This is a genomic window from Gordonia marina, from assembly GCF_052036135.1.
In the GTDB taxonomy this organism is placed as follows: Bacteria; Actinomycetota; Actinomycetes; order Mycobacteriales; family Mycobacteriaceae; genus Gordonia.
This window is the reverse complement of the sequence record NZ_JBPSDN010000050.1, coordinates 1-22,644: the sequence shown is the minus strand read 5'-3', so window position 1 is coordinate 22,644 and position 22,644 is coordinate 1. Positions and strand designations below refer to the sequence as shown.

At 68.3% G+C, this 22,644-nt stretch carries 17 protein-coding genes and 2 pseudogenes; 5 read left to right on the top strand and 14 right to left on the bottom strand.

The window, feature by feature from the left end; translation table 11 throughout:
* A pseudogene (locus ACSEEN_RS20005) lies at positions 1-120 on the top strand (IS30 family transposase); the annotation flags it as partial.
* A 162-nt stretch (positions 121-282) separates the two neighbouring features.
* Here ACSEEN_RS20005 and ACSEEN_RS20000 read toward each other — a convergent pair.
* Entirely contained in the window at positions 283-2,982 is a 2,700-nt protein-coding gene (locus tag ACSEEN_RS20000) for a site-specific DNA-methyltransferase (protein ID WP_440714120.1), read from the bottom strand.
* Positions 2,975-6,049, bottom strand: a complete 3,075-nt coding sequence (locus tag ACSEEN_RS19995; RefSeq protein WP_440714122.1) for a BPTD_3080 family restriction endonuclease — start codon at positions 6,047-6,049, stop codon at positions 2,975-2,977. Before ACSEEN_RS19995 ends, ACSEEN_RS20000 begins: the two co-directional genes overlap by 8 nt.
* Positions 6,050-6,129: 80 nt before the next feature.
* Between ACSEEN_RS19995 and ACSEEN_RS19990 the strand changes: the two genes are divergently transcribed.
* The 3 genes from ACSEEN_RS19990 to ACSEEN_RS19980 all read left to right on the top strand — a co-directional run bounded on the left by ACSEEN_RS19990 (position 6,130) and on the right by ACSEEN_RS19980 (position 8,283).
* On the top strand, positions 6,130-6,390 hold the full coding sequence (locus ACSEEN_RS19990; protein ID WP_440714119.1) for a helix-turn-helix domain-containing protein: 261 nt from the start codon (positions 6,130-6,132) through the stop codon (positions 6,388-6,390).
* Between the two features lie 300 nt (positions 6,391-6,690).
* Positions 6,691-7,623: an alpha/beta fold hydrolase gene (locus ACSEEN_RS19985; RefSeq protein ID WP_440714118.1), complete on the top strand. Its 933-nt coding sequence runs from the start codon at positions 6,691-6,693 to the stop codon at positions 7,621-7,623.
* A gap of 27 nt (positions 7,624-7,650) precedes the next feature.
* Entirely contained in the window at positions 7,651-8,283 is a 633-nt protein-coding gene (locus ACSEEN_RS19980; protein WP_440714117.1) for a DUF1345 domain-containing protein, read from the top strand.
* A gap of 28 nt (positions 8,284-8,311) precedes the next feature.
* Here the strand turns inward: ACSEEN_RS19980 and ACSEEN_RS19975 are convergent, their stop codons facing one another.
* The gene (locus tag ACSEEN_RS19975; protein WP_440714116.1) at positions 8,312-8,740 is read right to left on the bottom strand and encodes a hypothetical protein; all 429 of its coding nucleotides are present in this window, start codon (positions 8,738-8,740) and stop codon (positions 8,312-8,314) included.
* A gap of 92 nt (positions 8,741-8,832) precedes the next feature.
* A pseudogene (locus ACSEEN_RS19970) lies at positions 8,833-9,405 on the bottom strand (tyrosine-type recombinase/integrase).
* Here ACSEEN_RS19970 and ACSEEN_RS19965 point away from each other — a divergent pair.
* Positions 9,325-10,221, top strand: a complete 897-nt coding sequence (locus ACSEEN_RS19965) for a PASTA domain-containing protein (protein ID WP_366942172.1) — start codon at positions 9,325-9,327, stop codon at positions 10,219-10,221. The pseudogene ACSEEN_RS19970 and the gene ACSEEN_RS19965 overlap by 81 nt on opposite strands.
* A 12-nt stretch (positions 10,222-10,233) precedes the next feature.
* Here ACSEEN_RS19965 and xerD read toward each other — a convergent pair whose 3' ends face one another.
* The 10 genes from xerD to ACSEEN_RS19915 all read right to left on the bottom strand — a co-directional run bounded on the left by xerD (position 10,234) and on the right by ACSEEN_RS19915 (position 21,458).
* A complete protein-coding gene (gene xerD / locus ACSEEN_RS19960) occupies positions 10,234-11,157 on the bottom strand; it encodes a site-specific tyrosine recombinase XerD (RefSeq protein WP_440714115.1) in 924 nt (307 codons plus the stop codon).
* A complete protein-coding gene (locus tag ACSEEN_RS19955) occupies positions 11,154-11,774 on the bottom strand; it encodes an NUDIX domain-containing protein (RefSeq protein WP_298440459.1) in 621 nt (206 codons plus the stop codon). The genes xerD and ACSEEN_RS19955 overlap by 4 nt, the downstream gene beginning before the upstream one ends.
* A 5-nt stretch (positions 11,775-11,779) precedes the next feature.
* Positions 11,780-13,507: a CTP synthase gene (gene pyrG / locus ACSEEN_RS19950; protein WP_247863893.1), complete on the bottom strand. Its 1,728-nt coding sequence runs from the start codon at positions 13,505-13,507 to the stop codon at positions 11,780-11,782.
* Positions 13,508-13,591: 84 nt separating this feature from the next.
* On the bottom strand, positions 13,592-14,518 hold the full coding sequence (locus ACSEEN_RS19945) for a copper transporter (protein WP_440714114.1): 927 nt from the start codon (positions 14,516-14,518) through the stop codon (positions 13,592-13,594).
* On the bottom strand, positions 14,515-15,696 hold the full coding sequence (gene steA / locus ACSEEN_RS19940) for a putative cytokinetic ring protein SteA (protein WP_440714121.1): 1,182 nt from the start codon (positions 15,694-15,696) through the stop codon (positions 14,515-14,517). Before steA ends, ACSEEN_RS19945 begins: the two co-directional genes overlap by 4 nt.
* A 101-nt stretch (positions 15,697-15,797) precedes the next feature.
* Positions 15,798-17,555 carry a DNA repair protein RecN gene (gene recN / locus ACSEEN_RS19935; RefSeq protein WP_440714113.1) on the bottom strand — a complete coding sequence of 586 codons (1,758 nt, stop codon included), beginning with the start codon at positions 17,553-17,555 and terminating at the stop codon, positions 15,798-15,800.
* A gap of 7 nt (positions 17,556-17,562) precedes the next feature.
* Positions 17,563-18,519 carry an NAD kinase gene (locus ACSEEN_RS19930; RefSeq protein WP_247863896.1) on the bottom strand — a complete coding sequence of 319 codons (957 nt, stop codon included), beginning with the start codon at positions 18,517-18,519 and terminating at the stop codon, positions 17,563-17,565.
* 41 nt (positions 18,520-18,560) lie between these two features.
* Positions 18,561-19,385: a TlyA family RNA methyltransferase gene (locus tag ACSEEN_RS19925; protein ID WP_371307684.1), complete on the bottom strand. Its 825-nt coding sequence runs from the start codon at positions 19,383-19,385 to the stop codon at positions 18,561-18,563.
* Positions 19,386-19,409: 24 nt separating this feature from the next.
* Entirely contained in the window at positions 19,410-19,682 is a 273-nt protein-coding gene (locus ACSEEN_RS19920) for a hypothetical protein (protein WP_247863898.1), read from the bottom strand.
* Between the two features lie 27 nt (positions 19,683-19,709).
* The gene (locus tag ACSEEN_RS19915) at positions 19,710-21,458 is read right to left on the bottom strand and encodes an HAD-IIA family hydrolase (protein ID WP_440714112.1); all 1,749 of its coding nucleotides are present in this window, start codon (positions 21,456-21,458) and stop codon (positions 19,710-19,712) included.
* Between the last annotated feature and the right edge of the window lie 1,186 nt (positions 21,459-22,644).

Sequence of the window (22,644 nt, the reverse complement as noted above, 5' to 3'; positions counted from 1 at the left end):
CTGTACCTCGAAGCGATCGCCCGCGAGCTCAACGAGCGGCCACGGCAGTGCCTGGGCTTCTACACTCCACGGGAAGTCTTCGAACGCCTACTGAAGGACAACGTTGCTTCCACGAGTTGACACCGCCTAGTACAGCCGCCAGTACACTTGCCAAGACTCCACTTGCGACACCGGCCACAAAGCCAGTCAAATCAGCTCTCCCTGCCGCCGAACCTCGTCGAGCCTACGGTCCAGGACCATCGGCGTGTCTCGCAAGCGTACAAGCCGCAGGACATCCCACGACTACGTCACGTCGAAGACCTTTGTCACCTCATCGCCGTAGTCGTTGATCACCTTGACCGCGATCTGCCCGGTCGACGGCGCCGCGAACGGACGGGAGGTCGTTCGATACAGGCTGCTCCACGCGTCGGCGTCGATCTCCGCTTTGAGTGCGGTCTTGAGCTTCTTGAGCGGGTCTCCGCCGCCGGTGAAGTAGCAGTGCCGAACGAAGAACGACTCGCCGTCGTAGTCGGTGTCGATCATCCAGAGCGCGATCTGACCGGTGTCCCGACTGCGCACCTCACCCTTGGTCGGGTCGTAGACGTCGACACCCCGCAGGTCCACAACCAGCTGGCCCTCCTCATCGATGATCTCGATGTCCGGCTCACCGAACACGGTGAAGAGATTGCCCGCGCCGGTCTTCTTCAGATCCTCGCCCATCAGCAGATCGGCGTTCATCCGGACGAGCAGCACCGGGAGACGGCCGAGCTTGCGCTCCCCCGCCACCTCGGCGAAACCTTCGTCCGATGCGTCGACAGAGACGTCATCGACGGTGGCGGCATCGGTGGCCTTGGCGTCGAACGCGAACGCGAGGACACAGAGCATGTCGACGTCCCGGTTCGCGAGTGCTTCCCGCGCAGCAGCCTTGATGAAGCCACCGTCGACTGTGCCGTATTGCGGGCCAAGCGCCAGCGCGACACTCATCGACGATCCGTTGCCGTCCTCGACCGACTCGGCAATCGCCTGCACATAGGTCCCCGCGTGCTCGTTGAGCACCGCGAACTCGAGCCGTTCATCGCGACGACCGTTCTGTATGCCGGCCTGGGCGAGGTTGTCGAAGATCATCCGCTCGAAGTCGCCGCCCTCCGCCGACTCGCCGGCGCGCATCTCACTAACCGACTCCCGATCGGCGCGATCCGTATCCCGGTCGAAGCTGATCGAGCGATGCGGCTCCAGGCTCTCCACGGTGAACCGGCCGGTGACCCGCGCCGTCTTCTTGTCCTCGTAGGGCTTGTCGTACAGGTACTCGAAGTCGGCGTGCCGCTTGATCGCGGCGTCGATCTCCTCACGAGTCATCCCTTCGCGGATGTCCGGGTTGTTCGCGATCGACTTGAGCGTGATGTGCTGGACACGCTCGTAGACGAAACCGTGCCGGATGTCGCCGGTCGTCGTCGCGTGCGGATCGACCGGTACCCCGGTGACCTCAGACTCCTTCGCGCGCCCCTCGGGGGTATCGGCGAGGTAGTAGTACGGGAAACGCGCGCTCATCAATCGCTGACGCGCCAGCACGAGCGCGACGCGCGAGGTGTCGATCGTGATCCAGCGACGTCCCCACTGCTCCGCGACATACGCCGTCGTGCCGGAACCGCAGGTCGGATCGAGGACGAGATCCCCCGGGTCGGTGCACATCAGTATGCATCGCTCGATCACTTTGACGTTTGTCTGCACCACATAGTATTTGTCAGCGGCGAAACCTGCCGTTCCGGTGTCCATCCATGCGTTGGTAAAATTCTGAACAGGAAAGTCATCCTCGTAGCGAACATATCGGAGGGTCCTCCCTACAACCTCGATTCGATTTGCTGCAGCCAGCCGTTGGAGTCCGTCAGGGTAGTTGGGCTTCCAATGGCTCGAAGCACCAGGTTCGTACTTCCTGCCTTTGAATTGGAACGGCTGCGGTTCGCTGGCAGACCCTTGCGATTGCAGGTCTCCTGTTGTGTAAGCGCGAGTTCTCGGGTCGGTCACTGCAGGGTCATCTTTCGATGCCGCAAGCGACCGACGTGAACCATCCGGGAACTCAAGACGCGTATAGCCCTCGCGGCTCGACGCAAGCCTGAAGAGCCGTCTCGCTTTGAGACTCTCAACGGAGCGCGCATACCAGAGTAGGTAGTCCCCCGATCGTCCGAGCGCGGTTGTCTGAGCGAACCCGCTTGTTGTCGCGAAATTGATCTGGCTTACGAAATTCTCCGGCCCGAACACCTCGTCCATGAGACTCCGCACGACATGTACGTTTTCGTCGCCGATCTGCACGAAGCACGACCCCGACTCGGTGAGCAGGTCCCGTGCGGCGACGAGCCGGTCGCGCAGGTACGACAGATAGGAGTGGATTCCGTCCGACCAGGTATCCCGGAACGCCTTGATTTGCTCGGCCTCGCGGGCAGCGTGGTCCAGTTTGCCGTCCTTGACGTCGCGCTTGCGCGTCGAGACCTGCCAGTTGGAGTTGAACTTGATCCCATAAGGCGGGTCGATGTAGACGATCTGCACCTTGCCGCGAAGGTTCTCGCGCTCGGCGAGCGAGGTCATCACCTGCAGCGAATCGCCGAGGATCATCCGGTTGGACCACTGCTGTGCATGCTTGTAGAACTCGACCTGGGAGAGCTCGTCGAGGCCGCCGTCGAACTGATCGAACAACGTCAGTTCCGGCTCGTTCTCCGGCCGCTCGGCCGTGTTCCGCAGGTTCTCGATCAGGACGCGCGGATCGATCTTTTCCTGGATGTAGATCGGTGGCGCGTCGACCACCAGGTCTTCGGCGTCGAGCGCTTCCTTACCGCGCCAGACGAGCTGCGGATCCAGGTCGGAATCGCGCGCATACCTCACCGGCGGCAGCGTGTCGCCGTCGGCGTCGTAGAAGGTGTCCGCCGCGTCGGCCGTCGGATTGTTGATCCGCTCGTCCCGGTGCTCGTAGGCGACGATCGGCATCGGTCCCGCGGGCTGCTTCTTACGCACCACGGCGTTCCTCCGGGTAGTCGAGCGAATCGGGGTCGCCGACGATCGGCCGTGGCACTTCGCCGGGACGGTCGGCGCGGTACAGATCGGTGATCGCCTGATTGAGCTTGTCCGAGGCGGTCAGCATGTCAGTGATCTCGATGTATCCCCACACACCGAATCCACCGTGGTTGTTCACCGCGGGACACCAGAGCTTCCGGGCGGTCTCGGCCTTCGCCTGGGTCGGACCAGGGCTCTTCTGCCCACCGGAGACCTCGACGATGAGGAATCTGTCGAACGGCTCTCCGTCGCCGCGACGCAATCGCAGCAGGAAGTCGGGCAGATAGTAGTGCGACCGTCCGCCGTGCACGTACGGGATCTCGAAGCCGAGATGATCGTTCTTCACGAACGACGCGACGCGCGGGTTCAGCTCACACAGCTGCGCCAGGATCTGCTCCCAGGTGTTGCCGCCCGACGCGCCGTCGAGCACACAGTGACTCACCTGCGATTTACCGACTTCGATCGCCGGCTTGCGCGTCAAGAACGAGACCTCGGCAGTGGTGCCGACCGGCTCGCCTCCGCTGAGCAGGGCCCGGGGCCGCGCACGCTGCTGGCCGTCGTAGGTGTAGATCGCCGTGAATATCTGTTCACACGCCAGCGCCAGCAGCTCGGTGAGTTCGGCGAACACCGCGATGGTGCGGCCGTCCCGTTCGACCACGCAGTCGTCCAGCCACCGCGCGGCGATGTCCCGCAACCGTGGGAACAGCCACGGCCGCAGCTCTCCGCCTACCTGATACTTGTGAACGAGCAGGTACTCGGCGATCTTGTACTCGACTTGCTGGCGCCGGACATCGCTGAGATCCCGCGTCTCATCGCGTTCGATCACACCGACGATGCCCTGCGACTCGGTCCATGTCGGCACTGCGCCAGCATCGATCACGAACTTCGGCACGTCCGCCGGATCGAACTGCAACTCGGCGTCGGGAAGTTCCATCCGGTATCCCTCGACCCGGGGGAAGCGAATCTCCCGCTCCTCGCGTCCCGGAACCGCCTGCACGAGAAGCGCAGGCCGGCTCGGCTTCGGGTCCGTGACCGGACGGTCGGAGGGGATGAACGAGAACGGGATGCCGTAGATGTTCGCGTACTCGGGCTCGAAGCGGCCATCGTGGTCCGCGACGTACGAGCGGCGGCGCAGACCCCGTCCGATCACCTGCTCACAGAGCAGCTGCGAACCGAATGCCCGCACGCCGAGGATATGCGTGACGGTGTTCGCGTCCCAGCCTTCGGTGAGCATCGCGACGCTCACCACGCAGCGGACTTGCGCGCCCAGCTTCCCGGGCTTTCCGACGGTGTTCATCACCTCGCGCAGGATCTCCGCGTCGGTGATCTTCTCGGCGTCAGCGCCCGGGTTGTCGAGGCGGTACTGCGCCTTGAATGCGGCGATCTCGGTGCCCGCCGCTTTCGCGAAATCGGCTGACAGCGCTTCGCCCGACTCGAGCTGCTTGGAATCGACCAGGATCGTGCGCGGCCGCGCCAGCGGCACTCCGTCGTCGTAGTTGCGGAACAGTTCCAGATGCCCGGGCTGCTCCACGAGCGCATCGCCGCGCAGTGCCTCCCAGCCGCCGATCCAGTCGTAGACCAGCTTGCTCACCGCGGTGGTCGGACAGACCACGATGAAGACCGGCGGCGTCTCACCGAGCGGTTCCAGTTCACGCCGCCAATGGTCATAGGCGCGCGTGTAGCTGCGGTAGAGACTGTGCAGAGCGCCTTCCAGAACAGCGGGTAGCGGTCTGTCGTCGAGCGTGATCTTGAGTCCGGCACGCTTGGGCAGATCGTTCTTGACTTGCTCCCACAGGTGCAGGTAGCTGACCTGTTCGCCGGCCGCGTCGTCGTCGACCGGGGTGCGCGGCACTTTGACGATGCCGGATTCGATCGCATCCATCAGCGAGAAGTCGCTGACGGTCCAGGCGAACAGGGTGCCCTGCTGGTACCCGGAACCGCCGAGAAAGTACGGCGTCGCCGACAGATCGAAGATCTGCTTGACGCCGATCTTCTTCGCGACATCGGCGACCCCCTGGAACCAGACGCGCGCGTCGGCGTCCTCGTCGGCTTCCTCGGAGGTGATGTCGCCGGTCATCATCGGCTTGTCCTGGTAACAGTGGTGCGCCTCGTCATTGATGACGATCACTTCGCCTCGGCCGGAGCCGAAGTCGCGGAGCACGCGTGCGACGACCTCCGACGACGTCTCCTTGAACGCCGCGTCCGGCTCGCCCGGACGCAGGAGCTTGCGGGTGTTCTTGGCGATGCCGGCGAACTCTCCCTTGAACTTCGGCGCGAACGCATGCCAATTGGTGATCACGATCTGCGCACGGTCGAGGGCGGACTCCTGTCCCGGGGGAATCAGGTCACGCAGCTTGTAATAGTTGTCGGCGTCGCCCGGCTGCAGCACCCGGAGCCGATCGCGGATCGTCACGCCGGGCGCGACGATCAGGAACCGATTGGTGAACCGCGCGTCGCGCGGAGTATGCACCTTGTTGAGCGTCTGCCAGGCGATCAACATCGCCATCACGACGGTCTTGCCGGTGCCGGTCGCCATCTTCATCGCGATGCGCGGCAGCCCCCGGTTGAACTCGTCGTTGGTCTCGGCGAGTCGTGCGCGCCAGTCGTTCCGGTAGCGGCGTCGGCCGGACACCTCAGTCAGGAAGATCGCCGTCTCCGCGGCTTCTCGCTGTGCGAACAGCACCCGATTGTCCCGCTTGGCGTCGGCCCAGTGCTCCAGCAGTTTCCGGGTGATCGGCGTGACGCCCTCGTACTTTCCGGTGCTACGCCAGTAGCCGACGTCCTTGCGGATCTCATTGATGAGGTAGTTCTCAGCGATCCGCTCGGTCAGACCCAGATCGAGCGTCTCCTGCCGGGCCGAACGCCGCCGCCCCTTGCGTTCGGGCGCGATCGCGACGAACGACTGGCTCGGCCGACGGCCACCGGTAGTCGCGCCGGTGGGCCGACCGTGCTCATCGAGGACGAAGTGGCTCGACGGCTGCTCGTACGGCGAATTGATCACCGGGTTCGCGATCTGCGCGTCCGACACCGACATCCCTCCCCATGTAAACCAGGTTTACCCATGTATACATGGTGGCTCCGACAGGGCTGCGGCCACACGCTTGATCCGTGTCGAAATCCCCTGTCGAGCAACTGCTTGCGCGGCGGCTGGGGACTCGTATCGCCCACCTACGCGTGCAGAAGAGCCTGAGTCAGGAGGCACTCGCGCAACAGGTCGGGATCAGCACCAACCACCTGCAACTCCTCGAAAGCGGGCTCAGCGATCGCACGAAACGGTCGCCGGCCAATCCGCGGCTCAGCACGTTGGTTGCGCTGAGCGACGCACTCGACGTGCCGCTTACCGAACTGCTCGCAGAGTCGTCGAAATAGCGATCGGGTCTGGTCGGCCGGCTTCGACGCGGACTCGCCCTATCGGGCTCGACCGACTCAAGCAGCTGGCAGCCACGACCGGCTCAACCAGCTAGCAGTCACGACCGGCTCAACCAGTTGGCAGGCTCGTCCCGCTCAACCAGCTGGCAGGCTCAGCCGGCTTGGAGTCTTGGCTTCGACACGATCTCGCCTAGCGGCTCGATCGGCTCAGCCGGCTGGAATGCGACGACGAGCGATGGGCATCCCGGGTCCGGCGAGCCACCTACGATCGGGGTTGACACCCACCCGAGAGGACACGCCATGGCGCTGCGCGAGATCACCTTCGACTCGGCCAACGGCCGGGACCGGATCCACGGCTGGATCTACGCACCGGCCACCGAGCCGACCGCGATCGTGCAGATCGTGCACGGTCTCGGCGAGCACTCACGCCGCTACCTGCACATGATCTCGGCACTGCTCGACGCCGGCTTCGTCGTCGCCGCGGACGACCACGCCGGGCATGGCGCCACCGCCGTCGACTCCGGCGTCTGGATGGACACCGGGAAGAACGGGGCGCGGGCCGTCGTCGACGACGAGCGCACCCTGCACGACCTCGCCGTCGACGCCTACCCGGGCCTCCCCTACTTCGTCTTCGGCCACAGCTGGGGATCGATGATCGCGCGCGACTACGCCGCCCAGTACGGCGACGACCTGACCGGCCTGGCGCTCTGCGGAGTCGCCGCGCAGATCGAGGGCATCGAGGTGCACGTCGACCGGACGGCCCTCGCCGCCGCGATCGCCGACGGCCGGGGCACCGATCCGAGCCCCGAATTCATGGGGGCGATGTTCGCCGGCATGGTGGAGCGCTTCCCCGAGGCGACCACCGGTATGGAGTGGGTGGCCCTCGACTCCGGTGTCCTCGCCGACCACGCCTCCGACCCGCTCAACGCGCTCGCCGATCCGATGACGCTGCGCTTCGTCCACGACTTCGTCACCCTGTACGACGCGGTCAACGACGGCTGGGCCGGAAAGGTGCGCGACGATCTGCCCATGCTCCTCGTCGCCGGTGATCAGGACCCCGTCGCCAACTACGGCGAAGGCGCCTACCACGTCGCGAACGCGCTGTGGAAGAGCGGCAACCGCGACGTACGCACCGTCGTGTATCCCGGTGTGCGGCACGAGATCCACAACGAGCCGGCCACGCGAACGGCGGTCGAGGCGGAACTGATCGGGTTCGTCGACACCCACCTGTAGCGAGCGGCGGGGCCTACGGTGGATCGGGTGGGAACCACCGATCATCGCCTTCGCGCCGGGTCCGCACTGATCAGACTCCTGATCAGTGCCGTCCTCGGAATGACGATCACCGCGATCCTGGCCGCGACCACCGACATCGATCCGCGTCTATACGGATGGGCCATCACCGCCGCGCTCTACGTCGCATGGACGTGGCTGGTGCTGGGCCGGATGAACGCCGCGGCCACCGAGTGGCACGCGAGCCGCGACGACCCGACGCACCTGGCCACGCTGCTCATCGTCGTCGCCTGCGCCCTCGCCAGCCTCACCGCGATCGGCGCGGTGCTCTTCGAACACAGCAGCCGGTCATTCCTGCTCGGCACCGTCGCCGCGATCGTCGTCTCGTGGGCCGCGATCCACACCGTGTTCGCCGCACACTACGCCCGCGAGTACTTCTCCGGCGAGGCGGGCGGAATCGACTTCCATCAGAAGGAGCCGCCCTGTTACAGCGACTTCGCGTACGTCGCCTTCACCGTCGGCATGAGCTTCGCGATCTCCGACACGGACCTGTCCGGCACCCGCATGCGCCGGGCGGCTCTCCCCCATGCCCTCCTCTCGTACCTCTTCGGCACAGTGATCGTGGCGATGGTGATCAACATCGTCGCCGGTCTCGCGCACTGAGCGTCCCGGTCCGGCAGAGGTGCGCGGGCTACCGCACCCACTGCTGGATCGCCGCGAGGTCTTCCAGCGGGGAGAAGAACCCGGTCGAGCCGTGATCGAAAACGATCGCGAAGACTCCCTGCTGCCGATACGAGGGCGCCGTCGACACGATGTCGGCCGGCGGAATGGCGAGGGCATGCGCGGTCCCGTCCGCGGCGCCGAGCCCGTTGGCGAGAGCGAATCGCCGCGCCCGTTCACCATCGGTGAAGGCCATCAGGAACGGCTTGCCGTCGAGCACTCCGATGAACGGGTGAGTGTCGTCGCCGGGCATGCCGTCGGCACCGAGCCCGCGCGCGATGAACCACCATTCGTCCAACTCGAACACGGCCCGCCACAGGGCGTCCAGACCGGACCGATCCGCGGCGGCAACTCGCGCCAACTCGTCGATGACGCTGGTATTCGATTCCCCGTCGTTCATGGCGCCCACCCTATGCCTGCCCGCTGAGCCATGACGATCCGCAGGTCGACGACGAGCATCACGCCGCACCGGATCTGCGCGAGCCCAGAGAATCACCGCGCCCGCGGATGCGCCGACGCGTAGACCTCGCGCATGGTGTTCACCGTGACCAGGGTGTAGATCTGCGTCGTCGTGACCGACGAATGACCGAGCAGCTCTTGCACGACGCGAACGTCGGCGCCGCCGTCGAGAAAATGAGTCGCGAAGCTTCCGAAATCCGGGCTGCGCAGCTATAGAGCAACTCGAGCGTCGCCCGATCACGAAGCGCCCGCGGATGGTCCCGCGCACCGGCAGCCTCCAAGATCTCCAGCACCTCGTCGACGGCCAAGGCCTTCCGCATCAGGGGGCCGCACCACATGAGCGACATCGCTGCGAACGATCCCCTCCGCGGCGACAAACTTGTGAAACCCCCTGGCCGCCACCAGAGTTCGCGCCACCGACGAGTCGGCGAGCGGCGGCACACTCTCGACGGGGCCGCGACGGCGGTATCGGCCAGCGGTGCTTCGACCACGGCGTCGCACTGCCACCACGTCGAGACCCGCGGGATGCCCGATTTCCTGCATATTGCACACTATGGTGTGTACTGGCCGTTTCGAAAGCGGCCCTGGCCGAACGTCGATCCCCAGCGCTTGGAGGCCCCCATGAAGAAAGTGCGCGCGATCATTCTCGTGGCATTCCTCGCCCTCACGCTCCTCACCGCGTGTTCGAGTGACCCCGTCGAGGTGCCCGATGTCATCGGCTACCAACTCGACAAGGCGCACGACAAGCTGAAGGAGGCCGGTTTCGACAAGTTCAACGACGTCGACGTCATCAAGGATCGCAGCATCTTCATCGACGCCAACTGGGTGGTTCTGAAGCAGTCCCCGGAGGGTGGGAAGCAGGCCGAGACTGGCAAGAAAATCCGGCTCGAGGTCGCCAAGATCGACGACAAGGGCATCATCGACCGTATCCCGGCCGGATCGCCCATCGGAATTCGCCTGCGTGATCGTCAAGACGCCGCCACAGCCAGCCAGCAGGCCCAGTCTGCGAGCGAGAAGGCGGCAGTCACTAAGTACATCCGGACGATCGATCCACGAACTCGGCAGTTCCGGAGCGTCATCGAGGTGACCCTCCTTCAGAGCCTCCGCAACGGAATCGAAGCAAGTGGCACGGTTACCCAATCTGACATGTCATCGATCAACGACTTCGACAAAGCGATGACTCTGTACTGGCAACTCTTTGAGAATGTCCCGAAGAGCATCAACGGTGCGGCCGATGGCATCCAGGGGGCGATCGAAGAGTTTCAGCGTGCCGCGCGAACCCTCAGCAGCGCGGAGGGGCCCCACGCGCGCGACTCGCTCGATCAGTTCGACCGCATATTCGCCGGGGCGCGCACCAAGTACAACTCAAATCTGACCAAGCTATACGCGCCGAGCGGCGAGAAGGCACCACTTCTCTCTTGACGGCTTCACCTCCTATTGCGCCCGCGGATGCGCCGACGCGTAGACCTCGCGCATGGTGTTCACCGTGACCAGGGTGTAGATCTGCGTGGTCGTCACCGACGAATGACCGAGCAGTTCTTGCACGACGCGGACGTCGGCGCCGCCGTCGAGCAGGTGCGTGGCGAAGCTGTGGCGCAGCGTGTGCGGCGACACCTCCTTCTCGATCCCGGCGCGGGCGGCGGTGTCGACCAGGACCTGCCAGGCACTCTGCCGGGAGAGCCGGCCGCCGCGGACGTTGAGGAAGAGTGCGGGCGTCCCCTGCTTCACCAGCGCGGGCCGGCCCCGGACCAGGTACGCGTCCACCGCCGCGATCGCCGGACGCCCGACCGGGACGATCCGCTCCTTGCCGCCCTTACCGCGCAGCACGACGGCGCGGTGCTCGGTATCGAGATCGTCGACGTCGAGCGCGGTGACCTCCGAGATCCGGGCGCCGCAGCTGTACAGCAACTCGAGCATCGCCCGATCACGAAGCGCCCGTGGATGATCCGGCGCACCGGCCGCCTCCAGAATCGCCAGCACCTCGTCGACGGACAGGGCCTTCGGCAGCCGGCGTGCCGCCTTGGGAGGCCGCACCGCGTGGGCGACGTCGCTGCGAACGATCCCCTCCGCGGCGGCGAACTTGTGAAACCCCCTGGCCGCCACCAGAGTTCGCGCCACCGACGAGTCGGCGAGCGGCGGCACACCGTCGTCGGGGCTCCCCCGGCGCAGCTCGACCAGGAACTCCCGCACGTCCGGCTCGGTCACCTCGGCCAGCGAACCGATCCCCCGGCTCTCGAGAAACGCCGCGTACCGCGTCAGATCACGCCGGTACGACGCGACCGTGTTGGCCGCCGAGCCCTTCTCCACCGTGAGGTGGTCGAGGTACAGCGCGGCGGTGGTCTCGACAGATCCCGTCACGACCCGAATCTCCGCGACCGGTCCGGCCACGGAGCGTCCGGAGCGCGCAGCGGCGCGCCGGTGCGCGCAGCCGCCGCGGCGGCGAGGATCCCGGCCGCCGCGATCGCGTTCACGATCTCGCCGTTCAGCACCGCGGCGACGGCGTCGTCCAGTCCCGTCCAGACGACGGCGAGGTCGGCTTCCTCGTGTTCGCGCGGGCCCCCGTCGACGACGCTGAGCCCTTCGGCGTAGAAGACCCGGATCGCCTCGTCGGTGAAGCCCGGCGACGAGTCGAGATCGACCAGCGTGTGCCACGTCGCGGCGGCGAGGTCGGCCTCCTCGGCCAGTTCCCGCTGCGCCGCCTGCAACGGCGACTCGCCGGGGCCTCCGTCGAGCAGCCCGGCCGGCAGTTCGAGCAGGCGCCGTCCGATCGGATGACGATACTGCCGGACCAGCGCGATCCGCCCCTGCTCGTCCCGCGCGACCACGGCCACCGCGGCGTGTTTGGCCACCACCTCGCGGTGGGCGGTACCGCCCCCGGGCATCACGACCTCGTCGCGCCGCAACTCCAGGATCGCGCCCCGGTAGAGTGTCTCCGAATCGCGGACGGAGAACTCGTGCGATCCCGGCTCGCCCATGTCGCTCAGGCCTCGGCGTCGGCGTCGTTCAGGCCGGTCGGGTCGTAGCCGTCGAGCTGAACCGGAAGGCGTTCTGCCGCTTTATATTTCAGCGCCGCCTCGATGAACGCCGAGAACAACGGGTGCGGCCGCGTCGGGCGGCTCTTCAGCTCCGGGTGCGCCTGCGTGGCCACCAGGAAGGGATGCTTGTCCCGGGGGTATTCGACGAACTCGACCAGATGGCCGTCCGGCGAGGTCCCGGAGAACACCAGCCCGGACTCGGCGATCTTGTCGCGGTAGGCGTTGTTCACCTCGAAGCGATGACGGTGCCGTTCGGTCACCTCGGTGCCACCGTAGGCGCGTGCGACGACACTGCCCGGGGCGAGCACCGCCGGGTACGACCCCAGCCGCATGGTGCCGCCCAGATCGGCGTCGCCGGAGACCGCGGCCTCCTGGTCGGCCATCGTCGCGATCACCGGGTCCGGGGTGTCCGGATCGAACTCGGTGGAGCTGGCCTCGGTGAGCCCGACCGACCGCGCGGCCTCGATCACCACGCACTGCAGGCCCAAGCACAGCCCGAGGAGCGGGATCTGGTTGTGCCGCGCGTAGGCGATCGCACCGAGCTTGCCCTCGATCCCGCGGATGCCGAACCCGCCGGGAATCATGATCGCGTCGACGTCGCGCAGCGCGTTGTGCGCCCCCTCCGGGGTGGCGCAGTCGTCGGACGGCACCCAGACGATCTCGGTGCGCGCGTAGTGCGCGAAGCCGCCGGCCCGGATGGCCTCGGTCACCGACAGGTAGGCGTCGGGCAGGTCGATGTACTTGCCGACGATGGCGACGGTCACCGTCTCGCGCGGTGCGTGGACGCGGTTCAGCAGGTCGCCCCAGACGGTCCAGTCGACGTCGCGGAAGGGCAGCCCGAGCTGGCGCACCACGTAGGTATCGAGCCGCTCGGCGTGCAGCACCTTCGGAATGTCGTAGATCGACGGCGCATCCGGCGTGGAGATCACGCCGTCGATGTCGACGTCGCACATCAGCGCGATCTTCTTCTTCAGCGCCTCGGGCACCGGCCGGTCGCAGCGCAGGATCAGCGCATCGGGCTGGATGCCGATGCTGCGCAGCGCGGCCACCGAATGCTGGGTGGGCTTGGTCTTGAGTTCGCCGGACGGCGCCAGGTACGGCACCAGCGAGACGTGCAGGAAGAAGACGTTGTCGCGGCCGAGGTCATGCCGGATCTGGCGCGCGGCCTCGATGAACGGCTGCGACTCGATGTCGCCGACGGTGCCGCCGATCTCGGTGATCACCACGTCGGGGGCCTCACCGTTCGCGTCGGGCTCGTGCATGGCCATCATGCGGGCCTTGAGCTCGTCGGTGATGTGCGGAATCACCTGGACGGTGTCGCCCAGGTACTCGCCGCGCCGCTCCTTGGCGATCACCGTCGAGTACACCTGGCCGGTGGTCACATTCGCCGAACCGCTGAGATCGCGATCCAGGAAGCGCTCGTAGTGGCCGATGTCCAGGTCGGTCTCGGCGCCGTCTTCGGTGACGAAGACCTCGCCGTGCTGGAAGGGGTTCATGGTGCCCGGGTCGACGTTGAGGTAGGGGTCTACCTTCTGCATCGTCACGCGCAGTCCGCGCGCGGTGAGCAACTGACCGAGACTGGAGGCCGTCAGCCCCTTACCCAGGGACGATGCGACACCTCCGGTGACGAAGATGTGCTTGGTTCCTGGCTGCACGTGGCGCAGTGATCGCAACTATGGGCTCCCGTCAAGGCTGAATACCTACGGGACTTCAGCCTAACAGCATCCGCGCCCACCGGGGAACGACACTCTGCTCCGCTACCCGCGTGGCGCCGGAACCGTGATCGACGTCGCACCCTGACCGGAGCCGTACGCGCCGGAACGGCCGGCGGCCTCGGCGTCGAGCGCGAGGATCACGGTGATCTGGCCGGTCTGCTCGTTGACGTCGTCGACGGTGGACAGCGACTTGCCCAGCGACGGATCGGCACGGACGACGGCCACCGGTGCGGCACCGTCCGCCGAACCCTGCCGGCCGGCGAGAACACCGCCCGCACCGCGGCTGGCCAGAGTCGCGGCGAGCCGTCCGACCAGCTGGCCCTGCGCACCGGAATCGGACGGCAGGCCGCCGCCGGTCAGCACGACGACCAGCTGTGCCGGTTTCACCGTGCCTTCCGCGTAGTCGAGGAAACCGCCGGCGCGGAGTGATTGCAGCGCGGTCGTGCGATCGGTGTCGGGCAGCGGGCGGCCGCCGTCGCGCACCAGGAGCAGCGCCCCGAGCAGGTCACCCAGCCGGGAGCCGGAGTCGGTGTAGTCCACGCGCAGGGCGGTGCCGGCCGGGATCGACTGGTCGATGATCGAGCCGAGCTTGGCGGCGTTCTCGTCCTTCACGAGCGTCGTGGACAGTGCGATCTGCCCCGAGAAGCTCGCGCCGGAGTCGCTGATCAGGCCCTTCACCGCTTCGGTGTCGGCGTCCGAGGCGTTCGGCGCGGTCACCAGCAGCACCGAGCGTTTGGCCAGCAGGCCGTTGACCAGGCGCGGCGCGACGTCCTTGATGAAACCGCCGTCGACGTTCGCCTGGCGCGAAAGAGCGTCGTTCTCGTCCTGCAGCGTGCCCAGTTTGTCGCGATCGGTGCCGGTCAGCGCGTTGACCCGGTCGCCGATGTAGCCGGAGCCGAGGAACAGGCCGACGGCGAGGGCGAGGAACACCGCGATCAGCGAGATCGCATGCTGGCGCAGCGAGATCATGAGCTGGACGACCCCAGTCCGCTGACCCAATCGGTGACGTGATGCCACTGGACGGTGATCCAGTCACCGGCGCCGGTGCCGGTCATGGCCAGCGCGACGATGAGCACGATCAGCGCCGCCAGCAGCAGCGCGGCGATCACGGCGCCGCTGACGCGGCTGCGGTACAGCGTCGCGACGGCCTTGGCGTCGACCAGCTTCTGCCCCACCTTGAGCCGGGTGAGGAAGGTCGACGGGATCTGGTCGCGACGGCTGCGGTCGAAGAAATCGTTGAGCGAGCCGCCGAGGCCGACGGTCACGATCAGGTCGGCGCCGTGGAAATCGGCGAGCAGCAGCGCGAGGTCGCCGGCCGAGCCGATCGCCGGGAAGGTGGTGGCGCCGATGCCGAGGTCCTGGATCCGCTCGAGACCGGCGGCGTGGCCGTCCGGATCGGCGGGCAGCACCAGTTCGGCACCGCTCTTGAGCGTGTTGGTCTTGATCTCCTCGGGGTCGCCGACGATCACGGCGGGCTTGTAGCCGGCCTTCATCAGGGTGTCGGCGCCGATACCGACGCCGATCATGATCGGTTGATACTCCTTGATGAACGGTTTGAGCGCCTTGAGGTCGGCCGCCCGGTCCGAGCCGTCGCCCACCACCACCACGTGGCGGCCCTCCAGCTTCACGTGCAGTTCCGGCACGCCCACGCCGTCGATCAGCAGCGGCGACTCACTGCGAATGAACTCGATGGTGTTGCCCGAGAACGCCTCCAGATGGTCGACGAGACCGGTCTTGGCCTCCAGCATGGCGTCGGCGACGGCCCGCTCGTCGAGTTCGGTGCCGCGCGCGACCACGCGGTCGCCCAGGTAGAGCCGGTCGTCGTACAGCCGGACCTTGGCGCCCTCCTTGACCCGCGCGAAGACCTCGGGACCCACCGCGTCGAGCAGTGGGATGCCCGATGCCGCCAGCACCTCCGGCCCGAGGTTCGGGTAGCGGCCGGTGATCGACGGCGACGCGTTCACCACCGCGGCGACCTCGGCCTCCACCAGCGCGTCGGCGGTCAGCCGGTCCAGGTCGACCTCGTCCAGGATGACGATGTCACCGTGGCCGGCGCGGTCGACCAGTCGCTTGGTCTTCTTGTCGATGCGGGCGATACCGGTGGTACCGGGCAGGTCGTCGGTGCGGCGGGAGAGCAAGGCGGGCATCCTCATGCCCACGATCCTGATCCGCCGCGGCGAGGATCACACGGAGGCGCGCCGCAACAACGGCAACTTTTGTCACATTAAGAACACGAGACGCTATGTCATCAGCGTTCGGCGCGGGTCGCCTCGGCCGTTTCCAGGAGTTCCTCGGCGTGGGCGCGGCCGGTGTCCGAGTCGCCCAGACCGGCCAGCATGCGCGCGAGTTCGGCCACGCGTTCGGCGCGATCGAGGGCCGTCAGCGTCGACGTCTGCCGGCCCGCGGCACCGCCGCCGACCTTGCCGATCACCAGATGGTTGTCGGCGAAGGCGGCCACCTGCGGCAGGTGGGTCACGACGATCACCTGGTGTCGCGCGGCGAGCCGGGCCAGGCGGGCACCGATCTGCACCGCGGCCGCACCGCCGACCCCGGCGTCGACCTCGTCGAACACCATCACGCCGCCCGAGTCGGGCTCGGCGAGCACCACCTCGAGCGCGAGCATCACGCGCGAGAGTTCGCCGCCGGACGCCGATTTGGCGATCGGCAGCGGCCGCGCGCCCTGATGCGCGACGAGCCCGAATTCGACGCGGTCCGCGCCGTCGGCCCCGGCTTGCGTTCGGTGGCCGTCGACGGTGATGGCGAGCCGGTCGTCCTCGCCGGGCAGCAGGTCGACGGCGACCGCGAGTTCGCTGCCGCCCATCGCCAGGCCGGCCAGCTCGGCGGAGACCTTGCCGCCGAGCTTCCCCGCGGCGCCGGCGCGGAGCTTGTGGAGTCTCCCGGCCAGTTCGGCCACCTTCTCCCGCTCCCGCCCGGCCTTCGCTTCGAGTTCTTCGATCGACCCCTCCGGGTCCTCGATCCGCGCGAGCCGGGCGCGTGCCTCGTCGGCCCAGGCGATCACGCCGTCGATGTCGGCCGCGTACTTCCGGGTCAGCAGCTTCAGGTCGGCCTGCCTGCTGAGCAGCGCGTCGAGGTCCTGCGCGTCGCTGGGCAGCCCGGCCAGGTACACCGACAGCTCGTCGCCGACATCGCCGACCACGGCCAGCGCCTCGGCGACGCGCGGCAGCAGGTCTGCCAGCGCGGCGTCGTCGGACGATTCGAGGAGCGAGCGGACCGAGCCGAGGCCCTCGACGACGTTCGGTTCCATGCCGCCGTCCCCGGCGATGATCCGGTGGGCCCCGGCCGCAGCGGCCCGCAGATCCTCCAGGTCCGTGAGCCGCTTGACGGTGGCGACCAGTTCCGCGTCCTCCCCCGGTTCCGGCGCGACCGCCTCGATCTCCTGCAATCCGAACCGCAGCCGGTCCGCCTCCTGGGCGATCTCCCGGGAGTCGGCGCGCCGACGGTCCAGCTCGTCCAGGGTCTCCAGCCACGCGGCCCGCGCCCTGCGGTACTTCGCGAGGAGGTCGGCGGCCTTGGTACCGGTGAACCGGTCGAGGGCGGCGCGCTGCTGATCGGGCCGGGCCAGGCGGAGCTGGTCGTTCTGGCCGTGGATCGCGAGCAGTTCGCCGGTGACGTCGCCCAGGGTCGCCGCCGGTACCGACCGGCCGCCCAGATGGGCCCGCGACCGGCCGTCGGCGTTGACGGTGCGCGCGGCGATCAGGGTGTCGTCGTCATCGATCTGTGCACCGGTGGATTCCAGGACGTCGTCGATCAGCGCGGACCGCTCGCCCGCGGCGGGCAACCGGAATCGTCCTTCGACGACGGCCTTCTCGTCACCGGTGCGCACGCGCCCGGCATCCGCCCGCGCGCCGGACAGCAGGCGCAGGCTGGTCACGATCATCGTCTTGCCCGCGCCGGTCTCGCCGGTGAGCACCGTGAAACCGGGCGCGAACTCGGCCGACGCCGACTCCAGTACGCCGAGTCCGCGGATCGACAGCTCTTCGAGCACGGTCTGTTCAGCTCCTTCCGCGCCACCCTGTGACGGGAAGCGAGAATTTGGTCACCAGCCGGTCCGCGAACGGTTCGGAGCCGATGCGGATCCATTTCAGGGAGGTGGCGGCGCGGGAGACCTCGACCCGCCCGCCCGGTGGGACTTCGAGGATGCGCCGGCCGTCGCACAGGGCCACCGCCGGCCGGCCGCTCGCGTCGACCTCGACCGCGATCCGGGAACGCGGACTGGTCACCATCGGCCGGGCGAAGAGCGCGTGCGCGTTGCTCGGGACCACGAGGATGGCCTCCAGGTCGGGCCACATCACCGGCCCGCCCGCGGAGAAGGCGTACGCGGTGGACCCGGTCGGCGTCGCGATCAGCAGGCCGTCGGCGCCGAACGCGGACACCGGACGGCCGTCGACCTCGGTGACCAGTTCCAGCACCCCGTTGTGCGACCGGTTCTGTACGGCGACCTCGTTCAGCGCCCAGGTGTGGCCGAGCGAGCGGCCCTGCTGGGCGTCGAGCACCGCCACGTCGAGCACCATCCGGTCCTCGATCAGGTAGTCGTGACCGACCAGGCGGTCCATGACGTCGTCGATGACGTGCGCTTCCGCCTCGGCGAGGAACCCGATGTGCCCCAGGTTGATGCCGAGGATCGGTACGCCGGCCGGATAGGCCAGTTCCGCGGCGCGCAGGAAGGTTCCGTCCCCGCCGAGTACCAGGACGAGTTCGCAGCCGGCGGCCGAATCAGCGCCGGCCCGGACGATCTCGACCTCGACGCCGGTGGCACGCAGCCGCTCCGGGTCGACGGGGTGCCAGTGCTGATCCGGTCCCGCCGAGGGCAGCCGCGTGTCGTTGTCGAGGATCCGCACCGTGATCCCGGCCTGCGCGCAGCGCCGGCCGACGATGTCCAGGGTGTTCGTCACCTCATCGCGACCGGTGTGCGCGACGAGCAGGAAGGAGCGCGCGGCATCGTCGTGCACGGCGGTCTCCTCCCGGTTCGACGGTGCGGGGCCCGCCGGGGTCACTGAGGCCCCCGTGCGACCGCCGCGTTGATCAGGTCAACCGTATCGCCCGCCTCCGACAGGTGCCCGTCGGCCTCGGGTTTGTGCAGCCAGAGGAAGTATTCGACGTTGCCCGACGGTCCCGGCAGCGGGCTGGCCTCGACGGCCCGCGTCCGCAGCCCGAGCCGCGCGGCGGCGGCCGCGACGTCGGCGACCACCTCGGCCCGCAGCGCCGGGTCACGGACCACGCCTCCGGCGCCGACGCGCTCCTTGCCGACCTCGAACTGCGGCTTCACCATCGGCAGGGCGTCCCCGCCGGGCCGCAGGCACGCGGCCAGCGCCGGTAGCACGAGGTTCAGCGAGATGAACGAGAGATCGCCGACGATCAGGTCCACCGGCCCGCCGATCGCATCGGGTTGCAGGTGGCGGACGTTGGTGCGGTCGTGCACGTGGACGCGGTCGTCGTTCTGCAGTCGCCAGATCAGCTGGCCGTAGCCGACGTCGACGGCCTCGACTTCCGTGGCGCCACGCCGGAGCAGCACGTCGGTGAAACCGCCGGTCGACGCGCCGGCGTCGAGGCAGCGTCGTCCCGCCACCGTCAGCCCGAGTGGCTCGAACGCCTCGAGCGCGCCGAGCAACTTGTGCGCGCCGCGCGAGGCCCAGTCGTCCGTGTCGGCCTCGGTGACCAGCAGCGGGGTGTCTTTAGCGACGTTGGTGGCCGGTTTCGAGGCGACGGTGCCGTTCACCTTGACCTGGCCGGCCTCGATCAGCGCGCGCGCGTGTTCCCGCGAGCGCGCCAGACCGCGACGGACCAGTTCGGCGTCGAGTCGTGCCCGGGGCGCCATCAGCGTCTCCCGCCGAGACCGGGCTCAGCCACGGCCGACGTCTTCCAGGGCCGCCGAAAGGGCATCGTGGGCGCGAGCGAGGATCTCGGCCTGCCGGGCGAGGGCGGCGAGGTCGAAGTCGCCGTCGGTCGCCTGTGCGATGGCGGCGACTTCGTCCAAGAGTTCACGGACTTCGCCGGTCACCGGATGATCCGCCGGATCGCCCGGCTCGGCCGTCAGCTGGGCGGCACGTGCCGCCAGAGCGGCCGGCGACGGTCCGGGTCCAGGTTTCATCGGGGCGCGATCGGGTCCGGTCATAACCTGCCCAGGCTATCGCACGGCCGGTCAGTGGCTCTCGGTCAGACCGAGGAGCCCGAGCCGCTGTGTGGTCGCCGGGTCCGGTGACGAGATCCGCAGATCGAGGCCGCCGACGTCGGCCGTCCATACCGCGTGCGTGAGTGCGGGCAGGAGCGCGGCGGCGCGGGGCGCGCCCTTCGGCTCGATCGTCACCCGGTTCTCCATCACCGTGACCTGCCAGTCGGGCTGCGCGCCGATCCGGACCGCGTCCGCCGATTCGCCGGTGCACGACAGGTCGTCGATCACATAGACGGGCCGCTGCGCCGGGGCGGCGGCCAGCAGTTTCCGGGCCGTCGTGACGCCGGTGAGCACCAGCAGGCTGTCGATGCCGACCGTCACGGCGCCTTCGATGTCGGTGTCGAGCCGGTCGCCGATCATCAGCGGACGACGGCCGCGGCTGCGGGCGAGCACTTCCCGCATGATCGGCGCCGCCGGCTTGCCCGCGACCGTCGGCGTGGCCTCGGTGGCCGTGGCCACCGCCGCCACCATGGAGCCGTTCCCGACGAGCAGACCGCGCTCCGTCGGGAGAGTGGTATCGGTGTTGGTCGCCACCCAGAGGGCGCCCGCGCGGATGGCCAGCGCCGCCTCGGACAGCTGTGCCCATCCGGTCTCCGGCGAATGGCCCTGGATCACCGCGGACGGCGCGTCGTCGGCGCTCGACACCGGATTCAGCCCCACTGCCGAGATCTCCGCCCGCAGCGACGGAGCGCCGACCACCAGCACGTTCGACGCCGCCGGGACGCGCTCGGCGACGAGTCGTGCGCCGACCTGGGCGCTGGTGATCACCTGCTCGGGCGTCGCCCGGAAACCGAGATCCGCGAGGTGATCGCTGACCTGTTCGGCGGATCGGCTCGCATTGTTCGTGACGTAGAAGCAGCGGTCGACGTGCGCGTCGACGACGTCCCGCGTCCCCGGCAGCACCGAGTGCCCCTCGTAGAGGGTGCCGTCCAGATCGAACAGCAGCGTGTCGTACCCGGCGAGAAGCGACTCGTCGTCTTCCCCGGTCCCGGCGACGGCCGACTCGTCCACACCCTCGGCGAGGAGTTCCTGCAGCTGGTACTCCGCGTCGGTCGCGTCGTCGACGTCCGCGGCCGCGGCGTTCTGGTACCAGGTCAGCGCCTCGGCGCGACGGCCCGCCGCGTACAGCGCACTCGCATACGCGCTGAAGAGCCGCGCCGCCTCCGTACCGGTCCGGCCGGCCCGCAGATCGTGGGACGAGAGCACCCGCACCGCAGCCTCCGGATCGTCGAGGTCGAGATGCGCACCGGCCTCGACGATCGCCAGTTCCACCGCGTCCTCGCCGGTCAGCGCGCGACCCTCGTCGCTCTCGGCCACCTGGATCGCTCGTTCCGGCCGGCCGAGACCCCGTTCACAGTCCGCGATCAGCGGCAGCAGCGCGCCGCCGTCGCCGGAGATCCGTCGCGCCGCCCGCAGTTCGGAGATGGCTTCCTGCCATTCCCCGGCGTAGTAGGCCGCGATGCCGGCGGTCTCGCGGACCACGCCGACTCGCGCCGCCCGGGCCCGGGCCGCACGCGCATGCTCGAGGGCGAGCTCGGGATCCTCCGCAAGCACCTCACCGACGACGACCAGATGGCGCGCCACCCGTTCCGCCGTCGCCTTGTCGAGACTCTGCAGGTCCCGCCGCACCTCCGGGTCGAGTTCCGCGGCCGAGATCTCGTCCGGAATCGGCGGAGCGGCGTCGCCGCCCCCACCCTGCTGCGAACCACGCTTACCCATGCCCACCAATCTATTCTGACCTGCTCCGGAACCCGAAATCGCCCGCGTACCGTTCGCTCTGCGAGCGCGTCGTCTCGCGCCTCGCTCTGTTCCACGTGCTCAGGAGCGGTCGAAGTCGTGACCCGGCCGGTCGTGCGGGGCCTACTGCCGGTCGTGTGGGGATCACTGGCGGTCGTGTGGGGATCACTGGCGGTCGTGTGGGGATCACTGGCGGTCGTGTGGGGATCACTGGCGGTCGCGTGGGGACTGCTGGCGGTCGTGCGGGGACCACTGCCGGTCGTGCGGGGACCACTGCCGGGCGTGCACGGCTTCTGCCCGCTCGGCCCCCGGATGGTGATCGAGCCTGCCTCGTGCAGGTTGAACGGCGCCTCGTGATGGACGAACGAAACCCAGATGCCCGAGCGCAGGCCCCATGCCGGTCAATCGCGGTCTCATGCCAGTCTGGCGCAACCTCCTGCCGGTCTCCGCGGAGTCAAGCCCTCGTTTCCGGAGCAACGCGGACCGGAGCAGTGTCGGACCGCGCCGAGTTCCCGCGCTCTTCGCCCGGTTCCTCGGTCTCGCCCCCACTGTTGAGGGGGCGAGAGCCAGGAATGGGTGCCGGGCACCCTTGGCACAGGGCGACGTTTCCAGTTCCGGTCGGGCGCCTCCTAGTGGTGGCGGTCCGGGCGCGTGGCCTCGCCCCCAGCACGCTCAGCTCCCTCGGAGCCGAACCACTCATCCGGGGGGAGGCTCGTGGTGGCCGAGCGGAGTCGAGACCCCCATGTCCGAGGCGGCCCCGGCCAGCTCGCTCGGCATCGAGCTACCGCTCTCCCCATCGTTCGGTGTCGCCGCTCTTACTGAGGGGATGAGACCGAGATTGAGTTCCGGGCACCTCTGGTCAGGGGCGGAGTCCGGCCTTCGCCCGGCCGTCACGCGTGTTCGGCTGCTCATGCGGGTCGAGGAAGCATGGTGAGTGGAGTCGAGGTCACCTCATGTCCGGCGGTGGCGGCGGCCGGCCAGGGGTCGCTCGGCGTCGAGTTGCCGCTCTTCGCCCGATGGTTCGATGTGGCCGCTATCGCTGGGGGGTGTCCCTATGACACTTGTCAAGCCGCGGCGGGTACGGGTGCTCGGTAGGGTTCGCGGTTCTTGATCATGGCGTAGAGGACGTCGCAGCGGCGGCGGGCGAGGCAGATGAGTGCGGCGTTGT